Origin of the sequence: Hymenobacter sp. PAMC 26628 (assembly GCF_001562275.1) — a bacterium.
GTDB lineage: Bacteria > Bacteroidota > Bacteroidia > Cytophagales > Hymenobacteraceae > Hymenobacter.
This window is the reverse complement of the sequence record NZ_CP014304.1, coordinates 309,374-333,306: the sequence shown is the minus strand read 5'-3', so window position 1 is coordinate 333,306 and position 23,933 is coordinate 309,374. Positions and strand designations below refer to the sequence as shown.

General features: G+C 61.8%; 16 protein-coding genes and 1 tRNA gene. 15 read left to right on the top strand and 2 right to left on the bottom strand.

Features of this window, described 5'->3' with window-relative positions; translation table 11 throughout:
* The first annotated feature begins 57 nt into the window (after positions 1-57).
* From AXW84_RS22945 to AXW84_RS01790, 6 genes are all read left to right on the top strand, one after another.
* On the top strand, positions 58-1,614 hold the full coding sequence (locus tag AXW84_RS22945; protein WP_071889756.1) for an AAA family ATPase: 1,557 nt from the start codon (positions 58-60) through the stop codon (positions 1,612-1,614).
* A 47-nt stretch (positions 1,615-1,661) separates the two neighbouring features.
* The gene (locus AXW84_RS24340; RefSeq protein WP_157886757.1) at positions 1,662-2,369 is read left to right on the top strand and encodes a hypothetical protein; all 708 of its coding nucleotides are present in this window, start codon (positions 1,662-1,664) and stop codon (positions 2,367-2,369) included.
* 55 nt (positions 2,370-2,424) lie between these two features.
* Positions 2,425-3,663 carry a DEAD/DEAH box helicase gene (locus AXW84_RS01805; RefSeq protein WP_068227850.1) on the top strand — a complete coding sequence of 413 codons (1,239 nt, stop codon included), beginning with the start codon at positions 2,425-2,427 and terminating at the stop codon, positions 3,661-3,663.
* An 8-nt stretch (positions 3,664-3,671) separates the two neighbouring features.
* The gene (locus AXW84_RS01800) at positions 3,672-4,139 is read left to right on the top strand and encodes a helix-turn-helix domain-containing protein (protein ID WP_068227630.1); all 468 of its coding nucleotides are present in this window, start codon (positions 3,672-3,674) and stop codon (positions 4,137-4,139) included.
* Entirely contained in the window at positions 4,130-4,795 is a 666-nt protein-coding gene (locus tag AXW84_RS01795) for an IS630 family transposase (protein ID WP_082773621.1), read from the top strand. Before AXW84_RS01800 ends, AXW84_RS01795 begins: the two co-directional genes overlap by 10 nt.
* Before the next feature lie 342 nt (positions 4,796-5,137).
* Complete coding sequence (locus AXW84_RS01790) at positions 5,138-5,641, top strand: restriction endonuclease (RefSeq protein WP_157886756.1); 504 nt, start codon at positions 5,138-5,140, stop codon at positions 5,639-5,641.
* Between the two features lie 71 nt (positions 5,642-5,712).
* Here the strand turns inward: AXW84_RS01790 and AXW84_RS01785 are convergent, their stop codons facing one another.
* A complete protein-coding gene (locus tag AXW84_RS01785; RefSeq protein ID WP_068227845.1) occupies positions 5,713-6,393 on the bottom strand; it encodes a hypothetical protein in 681 nt (226 codons plus the stop codon).
* A 329-nt stretch (positions 6,394-6,722) separates the two neighbouring features.
* Complete coding sequence (locus AXW84_RS01780; RefSeq protein ID WP_071889753.1) at positions 6,723-10,721, bottom strand: metallophosphoesterase; 3,999 nt, start codon at positions 10,719-10,721, stop codon at positions 6,723-6,725.
* A gap of 195 nt (positions 10,722-10,916) precedes the next feature.
* Between AXW84_RS01780 and AXW84_RS01775 the strand changes: the two genes are divergently transcribed.
* The 9 genes from AXW84_RS01775 (at position 10,917) to AXW84_RS01735 (ending at position 23,931) form a co-directional block, all read left to right on the top strand.
* Entirely contained in the window at positions 10,917-12,245 is a 1,329-nt protein-coding gene (locus AXW84_RS01775; RefSeq protein ID WP_082773636.1) for a Pycsar system effector family protein, read from the top strand.
* A gap of 37 nt (positions 12,246-12,282) precedes the next feature.
* A tRNA-Arg gene (locus AXW84_RS01770) sits at positions 12,283-12,354 on the top strand.
* A 445-nt stretch (positions 12,355-12,799) separates the two neighbouring features.
* Positions 12,800-13,411: an RNA polymerase sigma factor gene (locus AXW84_RS01765; RefSeq protein ID WP_068227839.1), complete on the top strand. Its 612-nt coding sequence runs from the start codon at positions 12,800-12,802 to the stop codon at positions 13,409-13,411.
* A 105-nt stretch (positions 13,412-13,516) separates the two neighbouring features.
* Positions 13,517-14,533 (top strand): FecR family protein, encoded by a 1,017-nt coding sequence (locus AXW84_RS01760; protein ID WP_068227837.1) that lies wholly within the window; start codon positions 13,517-13,519, stop codon positions 14,531-14,533.
* 146 nt (positions 14,534-14,679) lie between these two features.
* Complete coding sequence (locus AXW84_RS01755; protein WP_068227835.1) at positions 14,680-17,988, top strand: SusC/RagA family TonB-linked outer membrane protein; 3,309 nt, start codon at positions 14,680-14,682, stop codon at positions 17,986-17,988.
* A 21-nt stretch (positions 17,989-18,009) separates the two neighbouring features.
* Positions 18,010-19,485, top strand: a complete 1,476-nt coding sequence (locus AXW84_RS01750; protein WP_068227833.1) for a RagB/SusD family nutrient uptake outer membrane protein — start codon at positions 18,010-18,012, stop codon at positions 19,483-19,485.
* Between the two features lie 63 nt (positions 19,486-19,548).
* Entirely contained in the window at positions 19,549-21,213 is a 1,665-nt protein-coding gene (locus AXW84_RS01745) for a glucoamylase family protein (protein ID WP_157886755.1), read from the top strand.
* An 11-nt stretch (positions 21,214-21,224) separates the two neighbouring features.
* The gene (locus tag AXW84_RS01740; RefSeq protein ID WP_082773635.1) at positions 21,225-22,589 is read left to right on the top strand and encodes a glucoamylase family protein; all 1,365 of its coding nucleotides are present in this window, start codon (positions 21,225-21,227) and stop codon (positions 22,587-22,589) included.
* Between the two features lie 175 nt (positions 22,590-22,764).
* Positions 22,765-23,931 (top strand): family 43 glycosylhydrolase, encoded by a 1,167-nt coding sequence (locus AXW84_RS01735; RefSeq protein WP_236943222.1) that lies wholly within the window; start codon positions 22,765-22,767, stop codon positions 23,929-23,931.
* The last annotated feature ends 2 nt before the right edge of the window (positions 23,932-23,933 follow it).

Genomic DNA, 23,933 nt, shown 5'->3' with positions numbered 1-23,933 from the left:
CTTTGATATGCAGGCCGCTAGCGGCTTACCAGCTTAGCAATCTTCTACTTTTGCTCTATGTCCACTAATCGCAACCGCATTTTTATTAGCTACAGTCACGCAGACGAATTGTGGTTAAACCTTCTACGCACTCATCTACGACCATTAGAACGCAACCATAAATTACAGGTCTTCGCTGATGACACTCTGAAAGCAGGTGAAGTTTGGCGTAGCCGCATTGATGATGAGTTAGCTCAGGCTCGGGTAGCTATTATGTTAGTCAGTGCTGATTTTCTAGCGTCTGATTGGATTAATAGCCAAGAATTGCCAGCGCTACTTTTAGCCGCCAAACATCAAAGCACAACTATTATATCTATTATCGTACGTCCTTGTGCTTTCAGTAGTTCGCCCTTAGCCAAATTTCAAGCACTTAACAATCCAGCAAAACCACTGTCAAGTATGTCGTCAGAGCAGCTTGACAAAGCGTTAGCAAAGCTCTCCGAGGAATTAATACAGATTTTTCCTCAACCCGCCGCTGTCACTATGCTACTGGATTCAATAGTCATTAAGAACTTCCGTAGCCTTCACGAGCTAAGCTTAGAAAAGTTATCGCGTGTAAACCTCTTAATGGGTAAAAATAACTCTGGCAAGACTAGTGTGCTTGAAGCCATTTATGCGCTAACAAATATTGAGCAACCTTGGTGGGCTGAACAATTAGAAAGCACGAGGGGAATAGGAGAAGACGACCAAGATTTTCGGTCATTCTTTTACAATTTCAACATCGCTAATACGGTACAAGTAAATGCCAGCTACAAAGGTGTAGGTCGAGGGCCAAGCAAATACCGATTTCAGCTTGAAGAAGATGAATCAGGCGCAAGAAAAGGAACGAAAGGGCGCCGTAGCGGACAAAAGTCGTTGCTTGTCACTATCTGGTTGGGAGCGCGCAATTCAGGTCATACCTTTAAAATGACGCGTGACCAAGATGCAGAGGAGATGGTTTATACTGAATACTCTGAGAATGCGGACGAATTCTTAGAAGAGGGATTACCAGAGAAGATGTCAGTTCGCCATACATCTACTTTTGTATCGACTACTCTGGACTTAGAACAGTTGAGCGAACAACTGGCGGAAGTGACGGTGAATAAAGAGGAGGAACCACTCTTAGCAGTAATGAAGCAAATCGACCCACGAGTTAAATCGTTGACTTTGGGTAATAACGGGCGTATTTACCTCGACTTAGGCGAAAATTTCAGTATGCGCTCATCGATTAATCTAATGGGCGAAGGTATTCAACGACTACTATCAATTGTAGCTGCACTAGCTTCTGTGGCCGGAGGTATTATCCTGATTGATGAAATTGACAACGGGCTGCATTATTCTGCGCTTCGTGTTCTCTGGCAGGGAATTCTGGCTGCTGCTGATGAATACGATGTACAGGTAATTGCTACAACTCACAACGCCGAAGCACTACGCCACCTTACAGCAGTACTAGAGGATGAGCAATGGGCGCGTTACCGTGATTCTGTGGCTGCATATACACTGGTGCGCGCTGATGATGACACTGTCCGTAGTTATCGCTACGGTTATGAACAACTTAATAATGCATTGAATCACGACATTGAAGTTCGTTCGTAGTCATCTTCTAAAACTGTTCTTCTTCCATACACATTGCATTTACCACCTTGGCAACTAAGCAGCTTAATATTTTTGTAGAGGGCCACGATGACCACGACCTTATTGTAGCGCTACTTTATGAGCTTAAAGGAAAAGCAATACGCAGTCATCCTACTCGGCTAAATTCTAAAAAACGCCGGGGTACTACTTATTTAGAACTCACACCTAATGGTACTACCATCTTAGTGCTTGCTACTGGTGGCTGGACGCGTTTACCAGAATATGTGGTGCAATTTAGAGAAGCTAAAGATACACAAGGCCGAAACCTCATCGTATTCGATGCTGACTTTGCCAAGCCGGAGTACCCGCAAGGTGGTCCCGTACAACGAAATGCTGCTTTGCGTGATTTAGTAGCAGAATTTGAGCCCTCACCGGAATTATTTCTGTTTCCTGGGCCTAGCCGTGAAGGAAACATTGAAATACTACTTCTTGATTTAATTAATCCAAACCATCAGCAGGTGATGAATTGTTTTAATTTATATGATGAATGTCTAGCACAATACAAAAATCCTGCAACTGGCCAGCGACTGTATTATATTCCGTCAGATAAACGGCGAGTTTATGACTACGTTAATGTTTTGCCTCTATCACCTGATGAGCGCAAACGACACCAAGAAGAGGGAGGGCAAAAAATATTCGAGAACCCCTTGTGGTGGAATCTAATGGCTGATGCAATTCAGCCGCTCCGCATGTTCTTAGATAAGTATGTTCAGTAGCTGTGAATGATTACCAAAGAACAATTTCACTTTCCTCAACGACCCGGTGCTCCCGATGGAATACCGCTGGTTCTGGGATGAGTTTCGGAGTTTCATGCGCGGCGATTCCGAAGTTGGTGGTTCTGACGGTGGCTTGTACCTCACCAACATTCAGCAGCTGTATGAGCGTGCCCCGGCCCCATCGGCACTGCCCGGCCCGCTGGCGGCGCTGCTGGGTGCTGGGCCGCTGCCTACGCTGGGAGCCAGCGCTAGCGGCGCCGATGACTTTCTGGGCCGCATTGAGGCCCGCCCCGGCCCGGTGCTGGTGCTCAACGACGAGGCCCACCACACCCACGACGAAGACAGCGAGTGGAACCAGACCATCCGACGGCTCCACGCCCGCCGCCCGGTGGCCTTGCAACTCGACGTATCGGCCACGCCCCGCTTCAACAGTGGCGCGCTATTTCCGTGGACTGTTTCGGATTACCCCTTGCGCCAAGCCATTATTGACCGGCTCGTAAAACGGCCCCTCAAGGGGTTATCGCACATTCAGGAAGTCAACTCCGACATTGCCAGCGTCCGCTACGAGGGTTTCCTGATTGTTGGCGTAGAGCGCTGGCGTGAATACCGCGAGCAGCTTACGCCGCTAGACAAAAAGCCGGTGCTGTTCGTAATGATGAACAGCACCAAGGAAGCCGACGACGTAGCCGACTGGTTGCAGCGAAAATACCCGGCCGACTTTGGCGGCAACCGAACGCTAACCATCCATACCAAGGAAAAAGGCGCTCAAGTTGACGAAATCACGGAAAAGGACCTGGATGCCGCCCGCAAGGCTGCCCGCGAAATCGACGACAACCAGTCGCCGGTCAACGCCGTGGTATCGGTGCTGATGCTGCACGAAGGCTGGGACGTGCAAAACGCAACCGTAGTCGTGGGCCTGCGCCCCTACACCTCCAAGGCCAACATCCTGCCGGAACAAGCCATTGGGCGCGGCCTGCGCCTGATGTTCCGCAACCTGACGCAGAACAGCTTTACGGAGCGCGTTGATATTATCGGCAACAAGAAGTTTCTGGAATTTATCGACGTGCTGGAGAAAGAAGAAAATCTGAAGTTTGACACCTTCGAGGTTGGTAAGGACAAGCTGCGGATTGTCACCATTGAGCCGATGCCCGAAAAAGTCGCCGCCGACATTGGTATTCCCGACTTAAGCCCGCTGCTGGTGCGCAAAAAGTCGCTGATGGACGAAATAGCCGCTATCGACGTGAGCAAATTCCCCCCTAGTAGGATAAATCTAGTATCTTGTCGGGTAAAATGACCTGACAAATGGCGAAGTATTATGTCTTAGCGCTGAGGGCCGAAGAACAGGCCTCGCTAACGGAACTCGTGCAGCAGCGGCGCGTGGCCAGCGCCCGGCTTGTGCGGGCTCAGTGCCTGTTGGCCGTAGCTACAAACGGCTTGAACTGGAGCGACACCCAGACTAGCCAAGCCTACGGCGTGAGTACGCGCACCCTGGAGCGCCTGCGCCAACGCGCCTGCGAGGCGGGCGTGGAGGCCGCCCTGCTGGGGCAGCCCCGCCAGCAGTGGCCGGCCAGTAAGTACACCGGGGAGGTGGAGGCGCACCTGGCCGCGGCGGCCTGCTCCACCCCGCCCGAAGGGTACGCCCACTGGACATTGCGCTTGTTGGCCGCTCACCTGGTCACGCTGCAGGTGCTGCCCGAGGCCAGCCCGGCGATGGTGGGGCGGGTACTAAAAAAAATGCGTTACAGCCCTGGAAGCGACAGATGTGGGTGATTCCACCCGCTCAGAACGCGGCCTTCGTCTGCGCCATGGAACGGGTGCTTGACGTCTACCAACGCCCGTACGACCCAGCCCAGCCAGTCGTGTGCCTGGATGAGTCGCCCAAGCAATTACTACGCGAAAGCCGCGTGCCACTCCCGCTGCCCGATGGCAGCACCCGCTACGACTGCGAGTACCACCGCCAGGGCGTGGCCCAGGTGTATATGCTGCACGAGCCGCTGGCCGGTCGCCGCCGGGTGCAGGTCGAAGACCGCCATGACCGACTCACGTTTGCCCGGGCGGTAGCCCGCCTGCTGGAGGAGGACTACGCCCAAGCGACGCGCGTGACGCTGGTGCTCGACAATTTGTCGGCGCACCAGCCCGCCGCTTTTTACGAGATTTTTGACCCGGTACGGGCGCACGCCCTGTTGCAGCGCGTGGAATTTGTGTTCACCCCCAAGCATGGCTCGTGGCTCAACATGGCTGAAATCGAGTTTGCCGCCCTGCTCACCCACGGCCTGCCGCAGCGCGTGCCCGACCGGCCGACGCTGGAAGCGCACTGCTACGCTTGGCAACTAGCGCGCAACCAACTGGGGGCACCCACCAACTGGCAGTTTACAACCGAGAAGGCCCGCATCAAACTCAAACGGTTGTACCCGACAACCGGCTAGATTTGACCTACTAGTGGGCTGCGCGTAAAGAGCAAGCCCGGCCAGCCCGACCAGACGTTCACCTATGAAGCTACCGACGTAATATCCAAGGAAAAGCTTTTTGAGCGTCAATACACGCTGGCCCCACCTACCACGGCGGAGGAAGTAATTGGCTACTACGCCAAGCGAATTGCGGAGAACCTCAAACTCCCGTCGCAATTCCAGATACTGGCCCCTAAAATTCGGGAATATCTGGCCGAGCGCCTGTTCCGCGAAACCGTAGACCTAACCGACCCCGGCGTTATCCGGGCGCTAGGCTCCAACCAGGTGAGTTGGGTAGTAACTGAAACTTTCGAAAGAATTTTGCGCCCGTTGGTAGTAGAAGCCAAGGAGCCGGAACTACTACATCAAGCCCGCCCGCTGTCCAGCATTGCACCCTTCCCCACTTCACGCAAGCTGCTGGAATCGTCGCGCACGATATTCAACTACGTGGTTTGCGACAATGAATTTGAGTTGGCCTTCGCCCGCTTCCTCGACCAGGCCCCCGACGTAGCCGCCTTCGCCAAACTCCCCGAAACCTTCGGCTTTTACATCGCCTACACCGACACCCGCAGTAACCTGCGCCACTACTACCCCGATTTTATCGTGCGCCAGCCCGACGGAACCCATTGGGTAGTAGAAACCAAAGGCCGCGAGGACATAGACGTAGCCCGCAAGGACGAAGCCGCCCGCGCTTGGTGCCAGCGCGCTACCGAACTAACCGAAGTGCAGTGGAAGTATTTAAAAGTGATGCAAACCGAGTTCGAACGAATGCAGCCCGACGACTTCGAGGATTTATTGGCTAACAGTCCAGGCTTATTTGATTAGGCATATTAAAAATATGTAAAGAAGCCCCGGCCGCTCGTGCAGCCGGGGCTTCTTTGGCTCACTCCTGACGTTTATGCTTGCGGCGGCGCGGGCTTGGTGCCGTGCCCCGCGTCCACGACGATGCGGGCCTTCGCGTAGGCGGCCACCAGCTCGGGCAGGGCACTTTGCAGGTTGGGCACGCGCACGTCGAGCCGGGTCATGGCCTGGCGGGCTTCGCTCAGGTGCTGCAGGGCGGCTTCGCGCAGGACGCTGCCGCTCATGGCTTGCTGGCGCGGCGTGCCCAGCAGCGGCTTGTAAGTGGCCGTGCGGTCGTGCAGAACTTGCAGCTGCTCGGCCGTCACCATTTCTTCGGCCAGGGCAGCGGCCAGGGGCAGGGCCGTGGTGTAGAGGCTTTCCAGCGCGGCGGCCTGCGTGAGGCCGCGCATGTCGTCGAGGGCCGAGCGGGTGTAGGCGGCGGCTTTGGCCAGGTCGGCGTGGCCGCCGTCCAGGTACAGGGCTTTCAGGCCCTGCACGACGGGCATGGCCGCGTCGAGCACCGCGACTTCCGCCAGGTCCTTGGTTTCGGTGTAGCCTTTGCTACCGGTGCCGCTGCGCTGCTGGGTTTTCTCGTCCAGGGCCGCCAAGGCGCTTTGCAGGGCCGCGTAGTCGGGCAGCAGCTTCGCGTACAGCGGCTCCCAGGCGGGGCGCTGGTCGGTGAGCAACTGGAGCACGTTGCGGGCCATGCCCTGGTAATTTACTTCGGCGTCGGTCATCAGAATAAAAAAATAGAAGAGTACAAGCGGCCGGATTCTTATAACCCAGCCCGCTGCTAATGTAAGGGCCCCGGGCACGCCCGGCCGGGCCGGTAGCCCCGGCCAGGGCACGCAGCCAAAAGCCCGGACTGGAGTCGGCGGCCACGAGTAGGATATCGGCGGGGCGAAGTAGGATATCTTTCAGGCAAAGCAGCGTGCCTGCGCTCGAGAGCAGGATATCTTTCAGTATAAGTAGGACATCTTCGGGAACAAGCAACTTGTCGGCAGCACTGAGCAGCGTGGCGGGGCCACGAAGGGGCTTGTCGGCGGTTTTGCGGGTTGGGGGGGCCTCAAAACAGAAAGTCGAACCCTACAAACACCAGCTTCTCCTCGCCTACTGAGTACGTCACGTTCACGACGGCTTGCTTGAGCACGTCCACGTACACGCCGCCGCCGAAGCCGGTGTGGAAGGCGTTGAGGCCCTTGCGCACGTCCACGTCGGAATACACGCGGCCGGCGTCGGCCAGGCCCAGCACGCCGAGCTTGCCGGGGAAGATGTAAGCATTGAAGCTGAAGAGCTGCAAGCGGGCCTCGAAGTTGCCGTAGAGGGCCGTGCGGCCGGCGTAGCGGGTACGCCGGTAGCCGCGCAGGTTGGTGGTGCCGCCCAGCGTGTTGGCCTGGTAGAAGCGGTAATCGCCCAGGTTGTGCTGCACGCCCACGCGCCCGGCGTAGGTGAGGCGGAACGGAAAGCTGGGCGTGAGGTAGGCGCTAATTTCCGAGCTGAGGCGGCCGTAGGTGAGCTTTTCGCTGTTGAGCTGCCAGTTGTACTGGGCCTCGTTGTGCCAGCGCAGGCCGATGCGCGGGTCCTTCTCCTCCGACACGGCGTCGATGTTGAAGTAGAACAGCCCGCCCAGGTACTGGTTGGATTTGAAATCGGAGGAACGCACGCCAAAGCGACGGTTATCGTTGCCCGCCCCGATGCTGTCCTGTATCACCTGCCCAATGGGGTCGGTTTCGACCCGAAACTGATCGTACTGGGGCCCCAGGCCCACTTTGATAAAGTTAAAAATGTGGCGCTCGAAGGTCGGGGCCACGTAGAGGCGGTTGAAGCGCACCCGGTACGAGTTGTTGACGGTGAAGTTGGTGGGCTGGGGCTGGTCGGGGGGGCGCACCGCGAGGTTGCGCGAGTCGTTGCCGAGCCCGAAGAAGTTGTAGAGCAGCTGGGGCCCGTAGTACTGCGCCGCCACGTGCAGATCGGTGTGGCCAAACACGCGGGTGAACTGGCCCGCGTAGCGCAGGTTGTAGGCCTCGCGGGCCGGGGCGAAGTTGGCCGTCAGGGTCTGCTCCGAGCCGAACGGGTCGCGGCGGAAGCCGTAGCGCCGGTGCGTGACGCCGCCGCCCAGCAGCAGGCCGTCGTCGATGTTGTAGCCAAAAAACACGGCCGGGCCGGTGTAATTCAGGCGGTAATCCTTGAGGTCGAAGCGCTTGGGGTGGTCGTAGCGGCTCACGTCCACGCCCGGCTCCAGGCGCAGGCGGGCTTCGGAGCCGGTCAGCACCACGTTGCCCGTGTCGGCGTCGTACACCTGGGTGCGGTGGCGGATGCCGGCCACGTGCGAGCGGTCAATGATGGAGTCGCGTCCCGTGCCGCCGATGATGCGCAGCTTGATGGCCTTGCGCACGTCGCCGCGCACCACGTACACGTCCTGACCGGCAATGCCGTAGAGGCGCAGCTCATCGGTCACCTTCACGTCGAGCGTGCGGTCGTAAATCGTGCTCAGGTTACCCTTTTTGCTGATTTTTTGCACCAGCACGTGGGTTTTGCCGTCGGGCCGGCGGTCCACCGTGAACTTCTCGTTTTTCCGCGAGCCACGCACCTCCACGATGTTGGCCAGCAGGTCGGCGTACTTGCCGGCCACGTCGGGCAGCAGGGCCCGGCGGCTTTTCAGCTTGGCCACAATCTCGGCCCCGTGCAGGGCATAAATCGCGGCCGGCCATTTGTCGCGGAACGCCTTTTCAATTACCTCGTCGGTGAGGTGGGCCTTCAGGTACTCGGCCTGCTCCACCCACTGCTCCCGGCTCACGCCGCTCATGAAAGTGCGGTCGTTGCTGAGGGCCGTCTGGTTCAGGCCTTTGTAGTCGGCGTAATCGTAGCCGAAGTTCTGGAAGTTGCGCACCGCAAACTTGCGGCTGGCCAGGTAGGGCAGCACGCCGTCGCCTTTGAAGAAGGCGATGTCGCGGTCTTTGGGCACGGCCACGTAGGTGCGGTTGCCATCCTTATTTTTCTGTTCGCTCCAGCGCCACTGGTCCTCGTGGCGGTCCCAGTCGCCAATCCACATATCGAACAAACGCGAGCGGGCAAAGGCTACCTCGTCCACGCGGTTGTCGTTGTCGTCGAGCAAGCGGCCCAGCATCTTCTCCGTGTCCACCAGCTTCTTGGCGAAGTCCAGGCTGGCCACGTTGCTTTGGTTGTCCTTGGCGTCTTCCTCCAGGGCCACGGCCTTGTTGGCAAACTGCGGAAAGTACTGGCCCAGCAGCGGGTCGGCGGGGATGTAGCGCGGCACCGGGTTGGTGTGCAAAATGCCGGCCGCCGTGCCCAGCGGCGGCAGCACAAACGAGGCGTAGGGGTGCTGCGCCGACACCTGGTCTTGGAGCACGGCCTTGGCCAGGCCCGTGCGCAGGGCCTCGGGCAGCACCGCGGCGGGGTCCTTGTCGAGGGTGCGCAGCGTGAAGCCGTGGCCGGCCTCGTTGCGCAGCTTCAGCGAGGCGGTTTGCTTGCCGCCGCCGGTTTTGTAGGGCGTGAGGCCCCCTTGCTCGCGGGCCAGGTCGAGCACCGGAAACGCCACCGGCGCGGCCCACTCGGCGCGGTAGTGCTGGCCCAGCAGCCAGTTGTGGAACTTGCCGTGCTGGTTGTAGGCCGGGTTCACGGCCACCGTGCGCAAGCTGTCGGCCCCGAAGGCGGGGCGCTTGGCCGGTAGGGGCCACACGGCCTGTGCGGGCTCGTCGTCGTCGTCGCGGTCCTTCTTCTTTTTCTTCTTGTGGTGCTTGCTCAAAGCCTGGGCCGGCACGGCCGCAATGGCCCCGCCGGCGCCGGTGGTGTAGAGGCGGGTGCGGAACACCTGGTGGGCAGTTTCGCCGGTGCCGTTGGGCACTAGAAACTCGCTCCACACCTCCCCGTTGTCGTAGTAATTCACCCGCGCGAAGCCCTTCTCTTTGTCGGAAAACAGGGCCCCGCCGCCGTCGCCGGGCTTCACGTGCTGGGTTTTGCAGCCCGAGCCGCTGGTGATGTAGTGCGTGTTGTTCTCCTTGAAATACTGGAGGTTGTGCTCGTGCCCGTTGGAGTAAATAATGTTCGGGTACTTGGCGAAGATATCGGTCAGGCCTTTCTTGTACGCTTGGTAGGCCGGGTAGGAGAGGTCTTGGCTGATGCCGCCGTACTTGCGGGCCCAGGGGTAGATGGAGCCGATGACCGGCAGCGGCACAAAGGCGTACTTGAAGACGATGCTGAGCGGGAAAATATGGTCGGCCAGCGTGAAGTAGCCGCCGTGGATGCCGTCGGAGTACAGCGGGTGGTGGGCCACCACCATGATGTGCTTGTCTTGGTTGCGGGCGATGATGTCTTCCACTTGGGCGTAGATATCGGCGTCGGACGAGATGTTGCAGAAGCCGTTGGCGGGCCGGAGCTCGGCCGGCGTCAGGAACCACTGCGAGTTCAGGAAAATCAGCACTAGGTTGTCTTGCACCCGCACCTCGTAGGGCCCCGGGCAGCCGTCGCGGGGCAGCAAAAAGTCGCCCGTGTAGCTGAAGGCCGTCGAGTCTTTCTTCAGGTAGCTCTCCGTGAATTCCTGCTCGCGGTTCACCTGGGCCAGGCCGTTGCGCGTGCCCTGGATCCAGTCGTGGTTGCCGGGCGTCATGTACTTCTCGCCCTGGTAGCCCTTCAGCACGTCGAGCTGGGCCGTGATGCGGCCCTCGGCGGTGCGGCGGTCCACGGCTCCCACCGGCGGCATGCCCTGGTTATATATGTTGTCGCCGAGGAAAATGGTGGTGCTCCGGGCCCCGGCCTGCATAATTTGCTTGCGCAGGAAGTTCAGCGACGGCTCGCCGCCGTTGGCCGGCAGCACGGGGTTGCCCACGTCGCCAATTAGGAACACCGAGTAGCGGAGGTGCGTGGTGTCGGGGGGCGTGGTTTTTTCCCAGCCCACGGCCCCGCGGCGGTAGTTGGGCTTGGGGTGCAGCGGGTTGTTGGGCGATTCGCCGGCTTCCCCGATTTCTTCAATTTGGGCCCACCCCGCCGCGGGACGCCCCGCCACTAATACAATCAATAGCCCCAAAACGCGTATAAATGCCTTCATGCAATAAGGTCCTTCCAATAATAAATAGTAAACTTCGTGGGATGGCGGCTGGCCCCGGCTTGGCCGCAATAATAATCTTGTAAAAATACGGGAGACCCAGGCAAGTTGCCCCCGCCCCACTGCGCCGCTGGGTTTAACTTGCCTGGCCGCACCCGCGTTTAAAGCAAGCGCGCGGCCCTTTTGCCTCGTCCCCGCATGGAAACCCTCCCCCTCCCAGCCTCGCCGCCCGCCGCCCCACCGCCCGCTTCTGCGGGGGCCCCAGCTGCCGCAGCCGCAGCCGCTAATTTGCTCAAAACCGATAAGCCTGCCAAGGCCGACAAGCCCGCGCTTTCGCCCTTGGTAGAAGCCGCACGCGCCGCCGTGGTGCCGCTGCTCGAAACCCAGCTGGCCCCTACCCTCACCTACCACACCCTGCGCCACACCACCACCGTGGCCAAGGAGGCCCGGGCCCTGGCCGCCGCCGCCGGCCTGGGGCCCGCCGATACCGAGGCGCTGCTGGTGGCCGCCTGGTGGCACGACACCGGTTACCTCGACGTGTACGACGGCCACGAGTACCGCTCGATGGAGCGCGCCGCTGCCTGGCTGGCTGAGCAGGGCGTGCCCGCCGAGCGCATCGAATTAGTGCAAACCCTCATCCAGGCCACGCACCGCGACGAGGCAGCCGAAACCGAGCTGCAACAGCTGCTCGTCGACGCCGACATGAGCAACCTGGCCCGCGACGATTTCCAGGCCAGCGCCGAACTGCTGCGCACCGAGTGGGAAGTGGCCTTAGGCAAGACCTACACCAGCGGGGAATGGGCCGAGCTCCAGCTCACCTTCATGCAGGCCCACCACTACCACTCCGAGGCCGGCAAGGCGCGCTACAACAAAGACTTTAGGGCCAACAAGAAGGAGCAGCGCGACGAGCTCAAGAAGATTGAGAAGAAGACCAAGAAGCGCGCCGAGGCCAAAACCGGGACCCTGGCCCAGCCCAAGCGCGGCATCGAAACCATGTTCCGCACCATGTACGGCAACCACATGAAGCTGAGCGACATGGCCGACAAAAAGGCCAGCATGATGATTTCGCTCAACGCCGTGCTGCTCTCGGTTATCATCACCTACCTGGGGGCCAAAAGCTCGGCCCTGGGGCCCTCTTTCACCCGCAACCCCATGCTGGCCGTGCCGATGGGCATTCTGCTGCTCACCTCGTTGGGCTCGGTGGTGACGGCCATCCTCTCGGCGCAGCCCGACGTAACGAGCTTCAAGTGGCTCAAAAAGAGCCCCGAAATTGCCACCAACCGGCGCGTCAACCTGCTGTTTTTTGGCAACTTCACCAAGCTCAGCCTCGACAACTTCCAGGCCGGCATGCGCGACCTGATGCGCGAGAAGGACATGCTCTACACCAACATGGTAACCGACGTGTACTACCTCGGCGAGGTGCTGGCCCGCAAGTACGGCCTGCTGCGCAAAAGCTACTCCATCTTCATGGTGGGCCTGATTTTGACGGTCCTCTCTTTCGGCATCGTGCTGGCCTATAAGTCGTAGAAACCGCCCGGTGGGCCGTACTTTTGCCCACTGCTATGGCCCCGTAGTTCAACGGATAGAACAAGGGTTTCCTAAACTTTAGATGTGAGTTCGATTCTCGCCGGGGCCACTTAAATTTTTGACTCACAGCTAAATAGCAGCACTTCTGATTCTGGAGGATGCTGCTATTTTTTTTACCCTTCCACTTCCCACCCGCTATAAAAAACCGCTACTCCCGCTGGCTGCTTTTGCTGGCCGCGGGGCCCCTGTTTTGCCTGTGCAGCAAAGCACGGGCCGGCGTTGCGCCGGGCACGGGCCCTGGTGTGGGCCGTGGCAGTGTGTAAAAGCGGTGCTTTTAAGGCAATAGGCCCGCCCGGGGCCCTGGTTTTCCCGTAAGTATTACCCGCTGCGCCCTGGGGTACCGGCGGGTATTCTTTCAGCGACCCCTCATCATTCTACCACTATTTTCGATGAATCAATCCCTTCAGGGGCCGGCCTTGGGCAATTAAGCGGAATAATTCGATTTCTTTTGCCCTGCTTTTGATGGCCCGCCGCGGCTTATTTTCTTGGTTGGTATGCCCTTGTTTGCTTCGTCTGCGCCCCGCGTGCCCCGGCCTTTGGCTGGCCACGACGACGCGGCCTTGGTGCAAGCGCTCGGCGGCAGCGGCGGCGAGGCGGCCTTTGCGGAGATATACGAGCGGTATTGGTACGAGCTTTACGCCGCTGCCTACCGCAAGCTGGGGACTGCCGAGCTGGCCGAAGAAGTAGTGCACGACGTGCTGGCCGCCCTGTGGCAGCGGCGGGCCCAACTAGCCGTCGAGCACCTGAAAAGCTACCTGCTGGGCGCAGCCCGCTTCCGTACCATCGACGCCCTGCGCGCCCGCCTGGCCTACGCTCATTACCTCGACCACCAGCGCGGCCACGCCCCCGAAGCCGACAGCAGCACCGAAAATGCGTTGGCCGCCAGCGATTTATCGGCCGCCCTGCTGGCCGGCCTGCGCCAACTACCCGCCCACACCCAGGCCGTGTTCCGGCTCAGCCGCTTCGAGCACCACTCGGTGCCGGAAATCGCCAGTCGCCTCAACCTCTCGCCCAAGACCGTGGAGTATCACCTCACCCGGGCCCTTAAGCTGCTGCGCGTGAGCCTGCGCGACTTTGTGCTGCTGGCGCTGTGGTGGTGCTGGTAGGGCCCCGGGGCCCGGGGTTTTAATCTTTTTTTTGCGGGCCGGCCAGGGGTTTGGCACCTTTCTCCGACTTACTAGGACGAACCCGGCCCCACCGGCCGCTTGCCCATGACTGACCCCACCCTCCAAGCCCTGCTGCACCGCTACCGCGACGGCACTTGCACCCCCGCCGAAACGCGGGCCGTGGAGGACTGGTACGCGGCTCAGCCCGACGGGCCCGAGCCCTCCTTGGCCGTGGCTGAACGCGAGGCTTTGCGGTGCCGGCTGTGGCAGCGTTTGCGGCCGGCCCCAGTGACCCTTGGGCAGCGCACCGCTGGGGCCCTAGCTGGCGGGCGGTGGTTGGCCGCGGCCGCGGTGGCCGCTGGCCTGGGGGTGGGGAGCGGCCTGCTGGGGCCTCGGCCGGGGCCCCAGCAGGCCCCGGGGGCGTGGGAGGTGCGCTACAACGGCACGGCCCGCACGCAAGCAGTGCAGCTGCCCGACGGCAGCAACGTAACCATCCAGCCCACCAGCCGGCTGCGCTACCGCGCCGGTTTTGCCGGGGGGCAGCGGGCAGTGTACCTGCGCGGGGAGGCTTTTTTTAGGGTAGCGCACGACGTGGCCCATCCGTTCCGGGTGCTCACGGCCGACCTGGAAACCCGCGTGCTGGGCACCAGCTTTACGGTGCGGGCCTACCCGCAGCAGGCCGAAACCGTGGTGCAAGTGCGCACGGGCCGGGTGCAGGTGCAGCCGCTGCGGCCGGTGCCAGCCATTGCCTCGGCCCAGGACGTAGCGCCGGCCCGGGCAGCGGGGGCCCTGGTACTGCTACCCAACCAGCAGGCCGTGTACGCCCCGGCCCGGCAGCGGCTGCGCCGCGAACTGGTGCCCCAGCCCGCCCAGCTGGCCCCGCAACCCTTTGCTTATGACAACCGGCCGGTGGCCGAAGTGCTCGACGCCTTGCAGGAGGCCTACGGCGTGGCCATTCGTTACCGGCCCGCGGCGGTGGCGGGCTGCACCGTAAACCTAAACCTGCGAAGCCAAGCGTCGCTCTTCGCCAAGCTCGACGCGCTGTGCCAAGCCACGGGCGCGTCTTACACCCAGGCCGACGCCGAAATAACGTTTCACTCGACCAGTTGCCAGTCAATTTAATCTTGCTAAAATAATGTATATTTATTGCAATCGTTTGCACATAGGTACTCGTAGGTCCCGATACCCGCCGCGGCTCGGGATTGCTCATTCCTCTTCTTACGCCGCTTAGCGGCCTTGCTTACCGGTTCACCCTTTACTCTTCCCACATGCTACCAAGGCTACTTTTTTCGCCGGCCCTGCCCACCCTCAAGCGCGCCGCGCTGCTCCAGCCCCTGTGCCTCACGCTGCTCAGCAGCATGGCCGTGGCCAACCCGACGGCCGCGCAGCCGTCGCTCACGCAAGCCGTTACCCTCAACGCCCAGGACGCGACGGTGTACACCGTGCTGGCCGACATTGAGAAACAAACGGACGCGCGCTTCCAGTACAGCCGCCAGCTCATCCGGGCCGGCCGCCACGTGAGCCTCAAGGCCGCGGGGCAGCCACTGGGCGAAGTGCTGGTGGCGCTGCTGGAGCCCCTGTGCATTCGCTACACCCTTACCGCTGAGGGCATTGTGCTGCGGCCCGCCGCCGACACGCCCGTAACAGGCAAGGTGGTGGACGAGAAGGGCGAGGCCCTGCCCGGCGTAAACGTCATCGTGAAGGGCACCAGTGTGGGCACCGCCACCGGGGCCGACGGCCAGTACACCATCAACGCGCCCACGGGGGCCACACTGGTGTTCAGCTTCGTGGGTTACACGGCCCAGGAGATTCCGCTAAACGGCCGCGCCACGCTCGACGTAAAGTTTGAAGCCGCGGCTTCGCAGACGCTGAACGACGTAGTGGTGGTGGGCTACGGCACCCAGGTGAAGCGCGAGGTAACCGGCGCCATCGCTTCGGTGAAGGGCTCGGAGCTGGTCAACCAGTCGTCGCAAAACCCGGTCAGCTCGCTGCAAGGCAAGGTGTCGGGCGTGCAGATTACCAACTCGGGCACGCCGGGCGGGGCCCCCCAGATCCGGGTGCGGGGCACGGGCTCCATCGGGGGCGTGTCGCCGCTATACGTGGTGGACGGCACCTTCCTACCGGACGGGGCCGATTTGAGCTTTCTCAACCAGGACGACATCGCCTCGATTGAGGTGCTGAAGGACGCCGCCAGCGCCTCGATTTACGGCATCAAGGCCGCCAACGGCGTGATTCTGGTGACCACCCGGCGCGGGCAGTCGGGGGCCCCGCGCATCAACTACAACGGCTTCGTGGGCGTCCAAACCGTCACCAACAAGGTGCAGATGGCCAACGCTTCGGAGTACGCCACGCTCTACAACGAGAAGAACGCCCTGCAAGGGGCCCCAGCCAGCGCCAACCTGGCCACCGACTTGCCCTCGACCGACTGGTTCAACCAGCTCTCGCGCAAGGCCCTCATCACCAACCACCAGCTCAGCTTGAGCGGGGGCTCGGACAAGATTTCGTACTCGTTCAGCGGCTCGTACCTCAAGCAGCAGGGCATCATCAAGAACAACGATTTTGAGCGCATCACGGCGCGCCTGCAAACCGACTTCAGCGCCACGGACCACATCAAGCTGGGCTACAACGTGCTGTTTTCCAACATCAACTCGACCGATGTACCGGGTGACATCTTTTACCAGGGCTACGTGGCGCCGCCCGTGGTGCAGCCGTTTCTGCCCAGCGGGCGCTACGGCGACCCGGGCCTGATCGGCACCGGCCTCGGCAGCTTCTCGAACCCCCAGGGCACGCTGGATTACTTCAACCAGCAGTCGCAGCGCCAGAACCTGGTGAGCAGCGTGTTCGCCTCGTTCAACTTCCTGCAGTACCTTACTTTCCGCACCAGCCTGGGCGTGAACTACGGCAGCAGCAAGTTTTACAACTACCAAAAGGCCGACTCGCTCACCACGGTGCAGGTATACCGGGGCAACACCTTACGCAGGAGCTTCGGGCAAAACAACCAGGTGCAATGGGAAAACACCCTCACGTTTGACCGCTCGTTTGGCACCGACCACCACCTCACGGCCCTGGTGGGCACCACGGCCCTGCGCTACCGTACAGATAATATTACTGGCAGCATCAACGGGGTACCGTCTGGCTCTAATGATTTTCTCTACTTCAGACTAGGCACGGGTAATACCGCTAATCTTAACCCTGCGGACACCGAATTACCCGATTTATACAAGCTGTTCTCGGTGTTTGCCCGCGTCAACTACGCCTACAAGGGCCGCTACTTGCTGACGGCCAGCATCCGGCGCGACGGCTCCAGCCGGTACTCCGAGCGCTACGGCAACTTCCCGTCGGTGGGCCTGGGCTGGGTCGTGTCCGACGAGTCGTTCCTGCAGAACAACTCCATCTTCTCATTCCTGAAGCTGCGGGCCAGCTACGGCATTTTGGGCAACAGCCAGCTGCCGAACAGCAACATTGCCACCCAGTTGGTTGACTTCGGGGCGGGCTACGGCACTTTCTTCAACGGGCAGTTTTACCCCGGTGCCACCGTGGGCACGCTGGCGGCCAATCAGCTGCGCTGGGAAAAAGTGCGCGAAGCCGACGCCGGCCTGGAAATGCGCTTCCTGGACAACCGCCTGACGGCCGAGTTTGACTACTACAACCGCCGCACCGTCGACGCCGTGTTCCCGGTGCCGGTCCTGATTTCGCCCGGCTACACCAATAGCGGCGGCTTTCTGTCGAATAGCGCCACTTTCCAAAACCAGGGCGTGGAAATGGCCCTGCGCTGGGCCCCCACCGCCACCGGCGACTTTAGCTACAACCTGGGCATCACCGGGGCTTACAACCAGAACAAAGTCATCTCAACGGCGGGCAACGCGCCGCTGTACGCGGGGGGCCTGCCGGTGGCCGGCTACTTGGCCACGGTGTCGCAGGTGGGGGCCCCGTTGGGCGCCTTCTACGGCTACGAAGTGGCGGGCGTGTTTCAGACCGCGCAGGACGTAACCGGCTCGGCCCAGCCCGGCGCGAAGGCAGGTGACCTGCGCTACCGCGACGTGAACGGCGACGGCGTGATTGACAACCGCGACAAGGTGGTGCTGGGCAACCCCAACCCGCGCTTCACCTACGGCGTCAACACAAACTTCCGCTACAAAGGATTCGACCTGCAAATTGACATCCAGGGCGTGGGCGGCGTCGAGGTACTCAACGGCTTGCGCGAGGTGCGTTACGGCAACGAGAACTTCACCAAGGCTTTTTACGACACGCGCTGGACGGGCGCGGGCTCGACCAACTCGGCCCCGTCGGCCAACCTGGCGGGCACTAACCTCGACGTGAGCTCGTACTACATTGAGAAGGCCGACTACATCCGCCTGCGCAACGTGCAGCTGGGCTACAACTTCCCCAAGGCCGTGACCGGGGCCCTGCGCACCCAAACGCTGCGCCTCTACGCCAATGCCCAGAACCCCCTGACGCTGACCAAGTACTCGGGCTTTACGCCCGAAGTGGGCGGGGCCCCCACCAGCGCGGGCATCGACCTGAACGTGTACCCGCTTTCGGCAACTTACAACATCGGTATTAACATTGGTTTTTAACATTTTAGCCCATCTATTCGCATGAAAAAGCAAGCATCGTTTCTATTCCGGCGCACCGTGCCGGTACTGCTCGGCTTGGGCCTGACGGCCGGCGTCGTGTCGTCGTGCTCGAAGTACCTCGACGTGAACCCACAGGGGCAGCCCAAGGCGGAGCAATTCTTTCAAACCCAGGCCGACGCCACGCTGGCCATCAACGCGGCGTATGGCAAATTGCGCGAGTGGAACCTGACGGCCTTCAACTGGCTGGCTGTGACGACGCTGACCTCGGACGACGCCGAGAAGGGCAGCGTGGCGGGCGACGCCGAGTTCCTGAACAACTTCGTATTTTTCCGCATCACCTCGACCGAAGGGGCCGTGGAAGGCTACTGGACTGGCCAGTACCAGGGCATCAACGTGTGCAACCAGGTGATTCAGAACGTGCCCAACGTCAGCGCAATGGACGCCACGCTGAAAGCCCGTTACGTGGCCGAGGCGCAGTTTGTGCGCTCGTTGCAGTACTTCAACTTGGTGCGGGCCTTCGGCGACGTGCCGCTGAGCGTGAAGCCCGCCGAAACGCCCGATGAGTTGAACCCCGCCCGGGCCCCCAAAGACCAAGTGTACGCCCAAATTGTGAGCGACCTGACGGCCGCAGCGGCCGTGCTGCCCACCTCGTACTCGGCCGCCGACCAGGGCCGCGCTACCAAGGGGGCCGCGCTGGCACTGCTCTCGAAAGTGAAGCTGTACCAGAAAAACTGGGCCGACGCGCTGAGCGCCTCCGACCAGGTGATGGCTCTGAACTACGCGCTGGCCCCGGACTTTTACAAGATGTTCCGGGTGCCGGGCGAGAACGGCACCGAGTCGATTTTCGAGATTCAGTCGCAAACCCTGGTGGGCAACTGCGGCGCCTCGAACAACCAGTGGGCCCAGGTGCAGGGCGTGCGCCCGCAGTTCGGCTGGGGCTTCTTCAACCCCACGGCCGACCTTGAAGCTGCGTTTGAGCCCGGCGACACCCGCAAGCTGGGCACCATTCTGCTCCGCGGCTCTACCACGCCCGACGGCGACAAAATCGACCCGAACGCCTCCAACATGCGCTACAACATGAAGGCCTACGTGCCGAACTCGTACCCCAAGGACTGCAACTACGGCGCCGACCAGAACATCCGGGTGCTGCGCCTGGGCGAGGTGCTGCTCATCAACGCCGAGGCCGCCAATGAGTTGGGCCAGAGCGCCAAGGCCTTAGTAGACGTGAACCGCATCCGGGTGCGGGCCGGGCTGGCCCCGCTGGCCGCTGGCCTCTCGCAAGACGCCCTGCGCCAGGCCATCTGGAAGGAGCGCCGCGTGGAGCTGGCCCTGGAGTACGGCGACCGGTACTTCGACCTGGTGCGCCAGGGCCGCGCCGGCATCGTGCTGCGCGCCGCCGGCAAAAACTTCGTGGACGGCAAGAACGAGCTGATGCCCATCCCGCTGAGCCAAATCACGCTCAGCGGCGGCAAGCTGACGCAGAACCCCGGCTACTAACCGCCGCACCACCCAAAAACCTGGGGCCCTAATGGACCCCAGGTTTTTTTATCTCCTTTCGCTTTGGTTTTAACCCCACAATTTTTGCGGGTACTGGGCCTCTGGGCCGCGCTGGGGGCCCTGGCCGCTGCCGGCGCGTGCCAGAAAACGCCCGACGCCGCCCCGGTGGCCCCCACCCCGCCGCCTACCGCGCCGGCCACGCCCACCGTGACGGATCCTACCGCCGACCGCCTGCTGCTGGATAAAGTGCAGCAGAACACGCTGCGCTACTTCTACGAGGGCGGCCACCCCATCAGCGGCATGGCACGCGAGCGCAACACCTCGGGCGAAACCGTGACGAGCGGCGGCACCGGCTTCGGGGTGCAGGCGTTGGTGGTGGGCGCCAGCCGCGGCTGGCTGGCCCGGGCCGACGCCGTGGCCCGCACCCAGAAAATCTGCGACTTCCTGGCCCGTGCCGACCGCTTCCACGGGGCCTGGCCGCACTGGCTGAACGGCAGCACGGGGGCCGTCATTCCCTTCAGCGCCCAGGATAACGGCGGCGACTTGGTGGAGACTTCGTACCTGATAAACGGCCTGCTGGTGGCCCGTGCCTACTACGACGGCGGGGGCCCCGAGGAAACCGTGCTGCGCCAAACCATCACCCGGCTCTGGGAATCGGTGGAGTGGGACTGGTACGCCAGCCGCGGCGACGGCCTGCTGTACTGGCACTGGAGCCCTTCGGCGCAGTGGGCGATGAACCTGCCGATTCGCGGCTGGAACGAGGCGCTGATTACCTACGTGCTGGCCCTGGGCTCGCCCACACACGCCATTGCGCCGGCCGTGTACCAGGCCACCTGGGTGGGCAGCGGCCTGGGCGCGGGGCTCGTGAGCGAAGGCTATAAATTGCCGCTGGGGCCTTTCTACGGCGGGCCGCTGTTTTTTGCGCACTACTCGTTTCTGAGCCTCGACCCGCGCCGGATGCAGGACCAGTACGCCAACTACTGGCAGCAAAACGTCAGCCACACGCTCATCAACCGCGCCTACTGCCTCTACACCGCGCCCAAGGCCAATGGCTACTCGGCCAGCCTGTGGGGCCTCACAGCTTCCGACGACCCCGACGGCTACAAGGCCCACCAGCCCACGGCCGACAACGGCACGGTGTCGCCCACGGCGGCGCTTGCCTCGTTCCCGTATGCGCCTTACTACGCCATGCAGGCGCTGCGCAACTACTACGGTTCACTAGCTGCCCGGCTCGTGGGCGAGTTCGGTCCGCGCGATGCTTATAACCCGTCGCGGGGCTGGGTGGGGCAGGACTTTCTGGCTATCGACCAGGGCCCCATTATCGACATGATTGAGAACTACCGCAGCGGCTTGCTCTGGCAGCTGGGCACGAAAATCCCCGAGCTGCAAACCGGCTTGCAGCGGGCCGGCATTGGGGCCCCCGCCTACGCCCCGGGCTTCTATTTGGCCGTGCCCGAGGCCCGCACCGGCCGCTACGACCTGCTGAAGCACCCCGACCAAAACGCCTACCCGCTGGCCGTGGCCCTGGCCGCCGCCGGCGCCTACACCCTCACCCTGGAAGCCGCCGACGGCACCGTGGTGGAAACGCCCTGGGCCAACCGGCAGCTGGCCGCCGGCCAGTACACCGTGGCCCTGGGCGCCACTGCCCCGGCCGGCGACTACACCGTGCGCCTGGCCGGCGGCGCGGCCGGCACGGGGGCCCTCACGCTGCTCGTCACGCTTCACTGATTTTTTTTCGCATGAAACCCTGGCTTTTCTCTCTTATACTCAGCGGTCTGGCGCCGGCCGTGGGACTAGCCCAGCGGGCTCCGGCGCCAGCCAAGCCGGCCACCAAACCTGCCGCTTTCGACCCGCGCCAGCGGCCCCGCCACCTCACCGACGAGCAGCTGCTCGACCAGGTGCAGCGCCAGACGTTCCGTTATTTCTGGGATTTTGGGCACCCGGTGAGCGGCATGGCGCGGGAGCGCAGCAACAAGTCGTACGACTACGGCGACGAGGTGGTGACGACCGGCGGCACGGGCTTCGGCCTGATGGCCATCATCGTGGCCGCCGAGCGGGGCTGGATCACGCGGGCCCTGGCGGCGGCGCGGGTCAGCAAAATCGTGAACTTCTTGTGGAAGGCCGACCAGTACCACGGCGCGTTTCCGCACTGGTACGACGGGGCCACGGGCCACACCATCCGCTTCAGCCCAAAAGACGACGGAGCCGATATTGTGGAAACGTCCTTTATGTACGAGGGCTTGCTCTGCGCCCGCCAGTACTTCACCAAGGACACGCCCGACGAAAGCAACGTGCGCAATAAGGTGCTCTGGATGTGGGAGGGCGTGGAGTGGAGCTGGTTTACCCAGGGCCAGAACGTGCTGTACTGGCACTGGAGCCCCAACAACGGCTGGAGCATGAACCACCAGTTGCACGGCTGGAACGAGGCCCTGGTGACCTACGTGCTGGCCGCCGGCTCGCCCCGCTACGCCATCGACAAGGCCGTGTACGACCAGGGCTGGGCTACAGGCCCCGACTACCTGAACGGCAAAACCTACTACGGCCAGCAGCTGCCCCTGGGCCCCGAATTGGGGGGCCCCCTGTTCTTTTCGCACTACTCGTTTTTGGGCCTTAACCCCCACGGCCTGAAGGACGCGCACGCCGACTACTGGGCGCAGAACCAGCGCCACACGCTCATCAACCGCGCCTATTGCGTGGCCAACCCCAAGCACTACAAGGGCTACGGCGCTAACGCCTGGGGCCTCACCGCCTCGGACAGCTACCAGGGCTACGCCGCCCACTCGCCCACCGAGGACCTTGGGGTGATTTCGCCCACCGCGGCGCTGTCGGCTATGCCCTACGCGCCGGCCGAATCGATGCTGGCCCTCAAGCACTTCTACAACGATTTAGGGGATAAAATCTGGGGGCCCTACGGCTTCGTGGACGCCTACAGCGAGGAGCACAACTGGTACGCCAAGTCGTACCTGGCCATCGACCAGGGCCCCATCGTGGCCATGATTGAGAACCAGCGCACTGGCCTGCTCTGGAAGCTCTTCATGAGCGCCCCCGAGGTGCAGCGCGGCCTGACGAAGCTGGGCTTTGAGAGCCCGGAACTGAAGAAGTAGAACGAGGCCTTAATCGCTATTCCCAGGCCGTCATGCTGAGTGCAGCCGAAGCATCTCTACTGCGGCAGTGATCCAATCGGCTGGTTAGTCAGCGGGAGAGATGCTTCGGCTGCGCTCAGCATGACGGCCTGGAGTTAAAGCAGGTATTTCATGACGGCCTTTTTCTGATTTTACCTTGAAAAACATCCTCTTTCTTCTCCTCCTAGCCACGGCCGCCGCGGCCCAGCCGGGGCCCCCGCGCCGCACCTACTGCAACCCACTGAACCTGGACTACGGCTACACGCCCATCCCGAACTTCTCGACCGCGGGGCGGCACCGCGCCACGGCCGACCCAGTGATTACGCTTTTTAAGGGCACGTACTATTTATTCTCGACCAACCAACGCGGGTATTGGCACAGCAAAGACTTGTACGACTGGCAGTTTATTGAGCGCACGTTCATTCCGCCGGGGCTGAAAACCTACGACGACCTGTGCGCGCCGGCCGTGTGCGCCGTGGGCGATACGCTGCTGGTGTTCGGCTCGACGCAGGAGAAAAACTTCCCGCTCTGGATGAGCACCGACCCGTTGCACAACCAGTGGAAGCACGCCGTGTACCCCTTCCAGGCGGGGGCCTGGGACCCGGATTTTTTCCTCGACACCGATGGCAAGCTGTACTTGTACTGGGGCAGCTCGAACACCTACCCGCTCTACGGCCAGCAGATCAGCCGCAAAACCTTCCAGCCCATGGGCGAGAAAAAGGAGATGTTCGGGCTGAACGACAAGCAGTTCGGCTGGCAGCGCTTCGGCGAATACCTGGACAATACCTTCCTCGACCCGTTCATGGAAGGCGCCTGGATGACCAAGCACAACGGCAAGTACTACCTGCAATACGGGGCCCCGGGCACCGAATTCAGCGGCTACGCCGACGGCGTGCAGGTGGCCACCGGGCCCCTGGGGCCCTTCGTGCCGCAGCCGCACAACCCGTTTGCCTACAAGCCCGGCGGCTTTGCGCGCGGGGCGGGCCACGGCAACACGTTCCAGGACGTGTGGGGCTCGTACTGGCACCTTTCGACGATGGTGGTGGCGGTGAAAAACAACTTCGAGCGGCGGCTGGGCCTGTGGCCCGCGGGCTTCGACGCCGACGGCGTGCTCTACACTGACACCGACTTTGGCGACTACCCGCACTACCTGCCCACCGGCCCCGCCGACCACCTCAAAAGCACCTTCACCGGCTGGATGCTGCTCAACTACCAAAAGCCGGTGCGAGCTTCGTCCACGCTCGGCGGCTACGCGCCCAACCTGGCGGTGGACGAGAGCATTAAAACCTACTGGAGCGCCGCCACCGGGGGCCCCGGCGAGTAGTT

Excerpts from the sequence above, each read along its gene's own strand:
- AXW84_RS01765 (WP_068227839.1), top strand. The coding sequence starts at position 12,800 with ATGCCCTTGTTTGCTTCGTCTGCGCCCCGCGTGCCCCGGCCTTTGGCT.
- AXW84_RS01795 (WP_082773621.1), top strand. The coding sequence starts at position 4,130 with ATGTGGGTGATTCCACCCGCTCAGAACGCGGCCTTCGTCTGCGCCATG.
- AXW84_RS01800 (WP_068227630.1), top strand. The coding sequence starts at position 3,672 with ATGGCGAAGTATTATGTCTTAGCGCTGAGGGCCGAAGAACAGGCCTCG.
- AXW84_RS01760 (WP_068227837.1), top strand. The coding sequence starts at position 13,517 with ATGACTGACCCCACCCTCCAAGCCCTGCTGCACCGCTACCGCGACGGC.
- AXW84_RS22945 (WP_071889756.1), top strand. The coding sequence starts at position 58 with ATGTCCACTAATCGCAACCGCATTTTTATTAGCTACAGTCACGCAGAC.
- AXW84_RS01805 (WP_068227850.1), top strand. The coding sequence starts at position 2,425 with ATGGAATACCGCTGGTTCTGGGATGAGTTTCGGAGTTTCATGCGCGGC.
- AXW84_RS01755 (WP_068227835.1), top strand. The coding sequence starts at position 14,680 with ATGCTACCAAGGCTACTTTTTTCGCCGGCCCTGCCCACCCTCAAGCGC.
- AXW84_RS01785 (WP_068227845.1), bottom strand. The coding sequence starts at position 6,393 with ATGACCGACGCCGAAGTAAATTACCAGGGCATGGCCCGCAACGTGCTC.
- AXW84_RS01740 (WP_082773635.1), top strand. The coding sequence starts at position 21,225 with ATGAAACCCTGGCTTTTCTCTCTTATACTCAGCGGTCTGGCGCCGGCC.
- AXW84_RS01780 (WP_071889753.1), bottom strand. The coding sequence starts at position 10,721 with ATGAAGGCATTTATACGCGTTTTGGGGCTATTGATTGTATTAGTGGCG.
- AXW84_RS01775 (WP_082773636.1), top strand. The coding sequence starts at position 10,917 with ATGGAAACCCTCCCCCTCCCAGCCTCGCCGCCCGCCGCCCCACCGCCC.
- AXW84_RS01750 (WP_068227833.1), top strand. The coding sequence starts at position 18,010 with ATGAAAAAGCAAGCATCGTTTCTATTCCGGCGCACCGTGCCGGTACTG.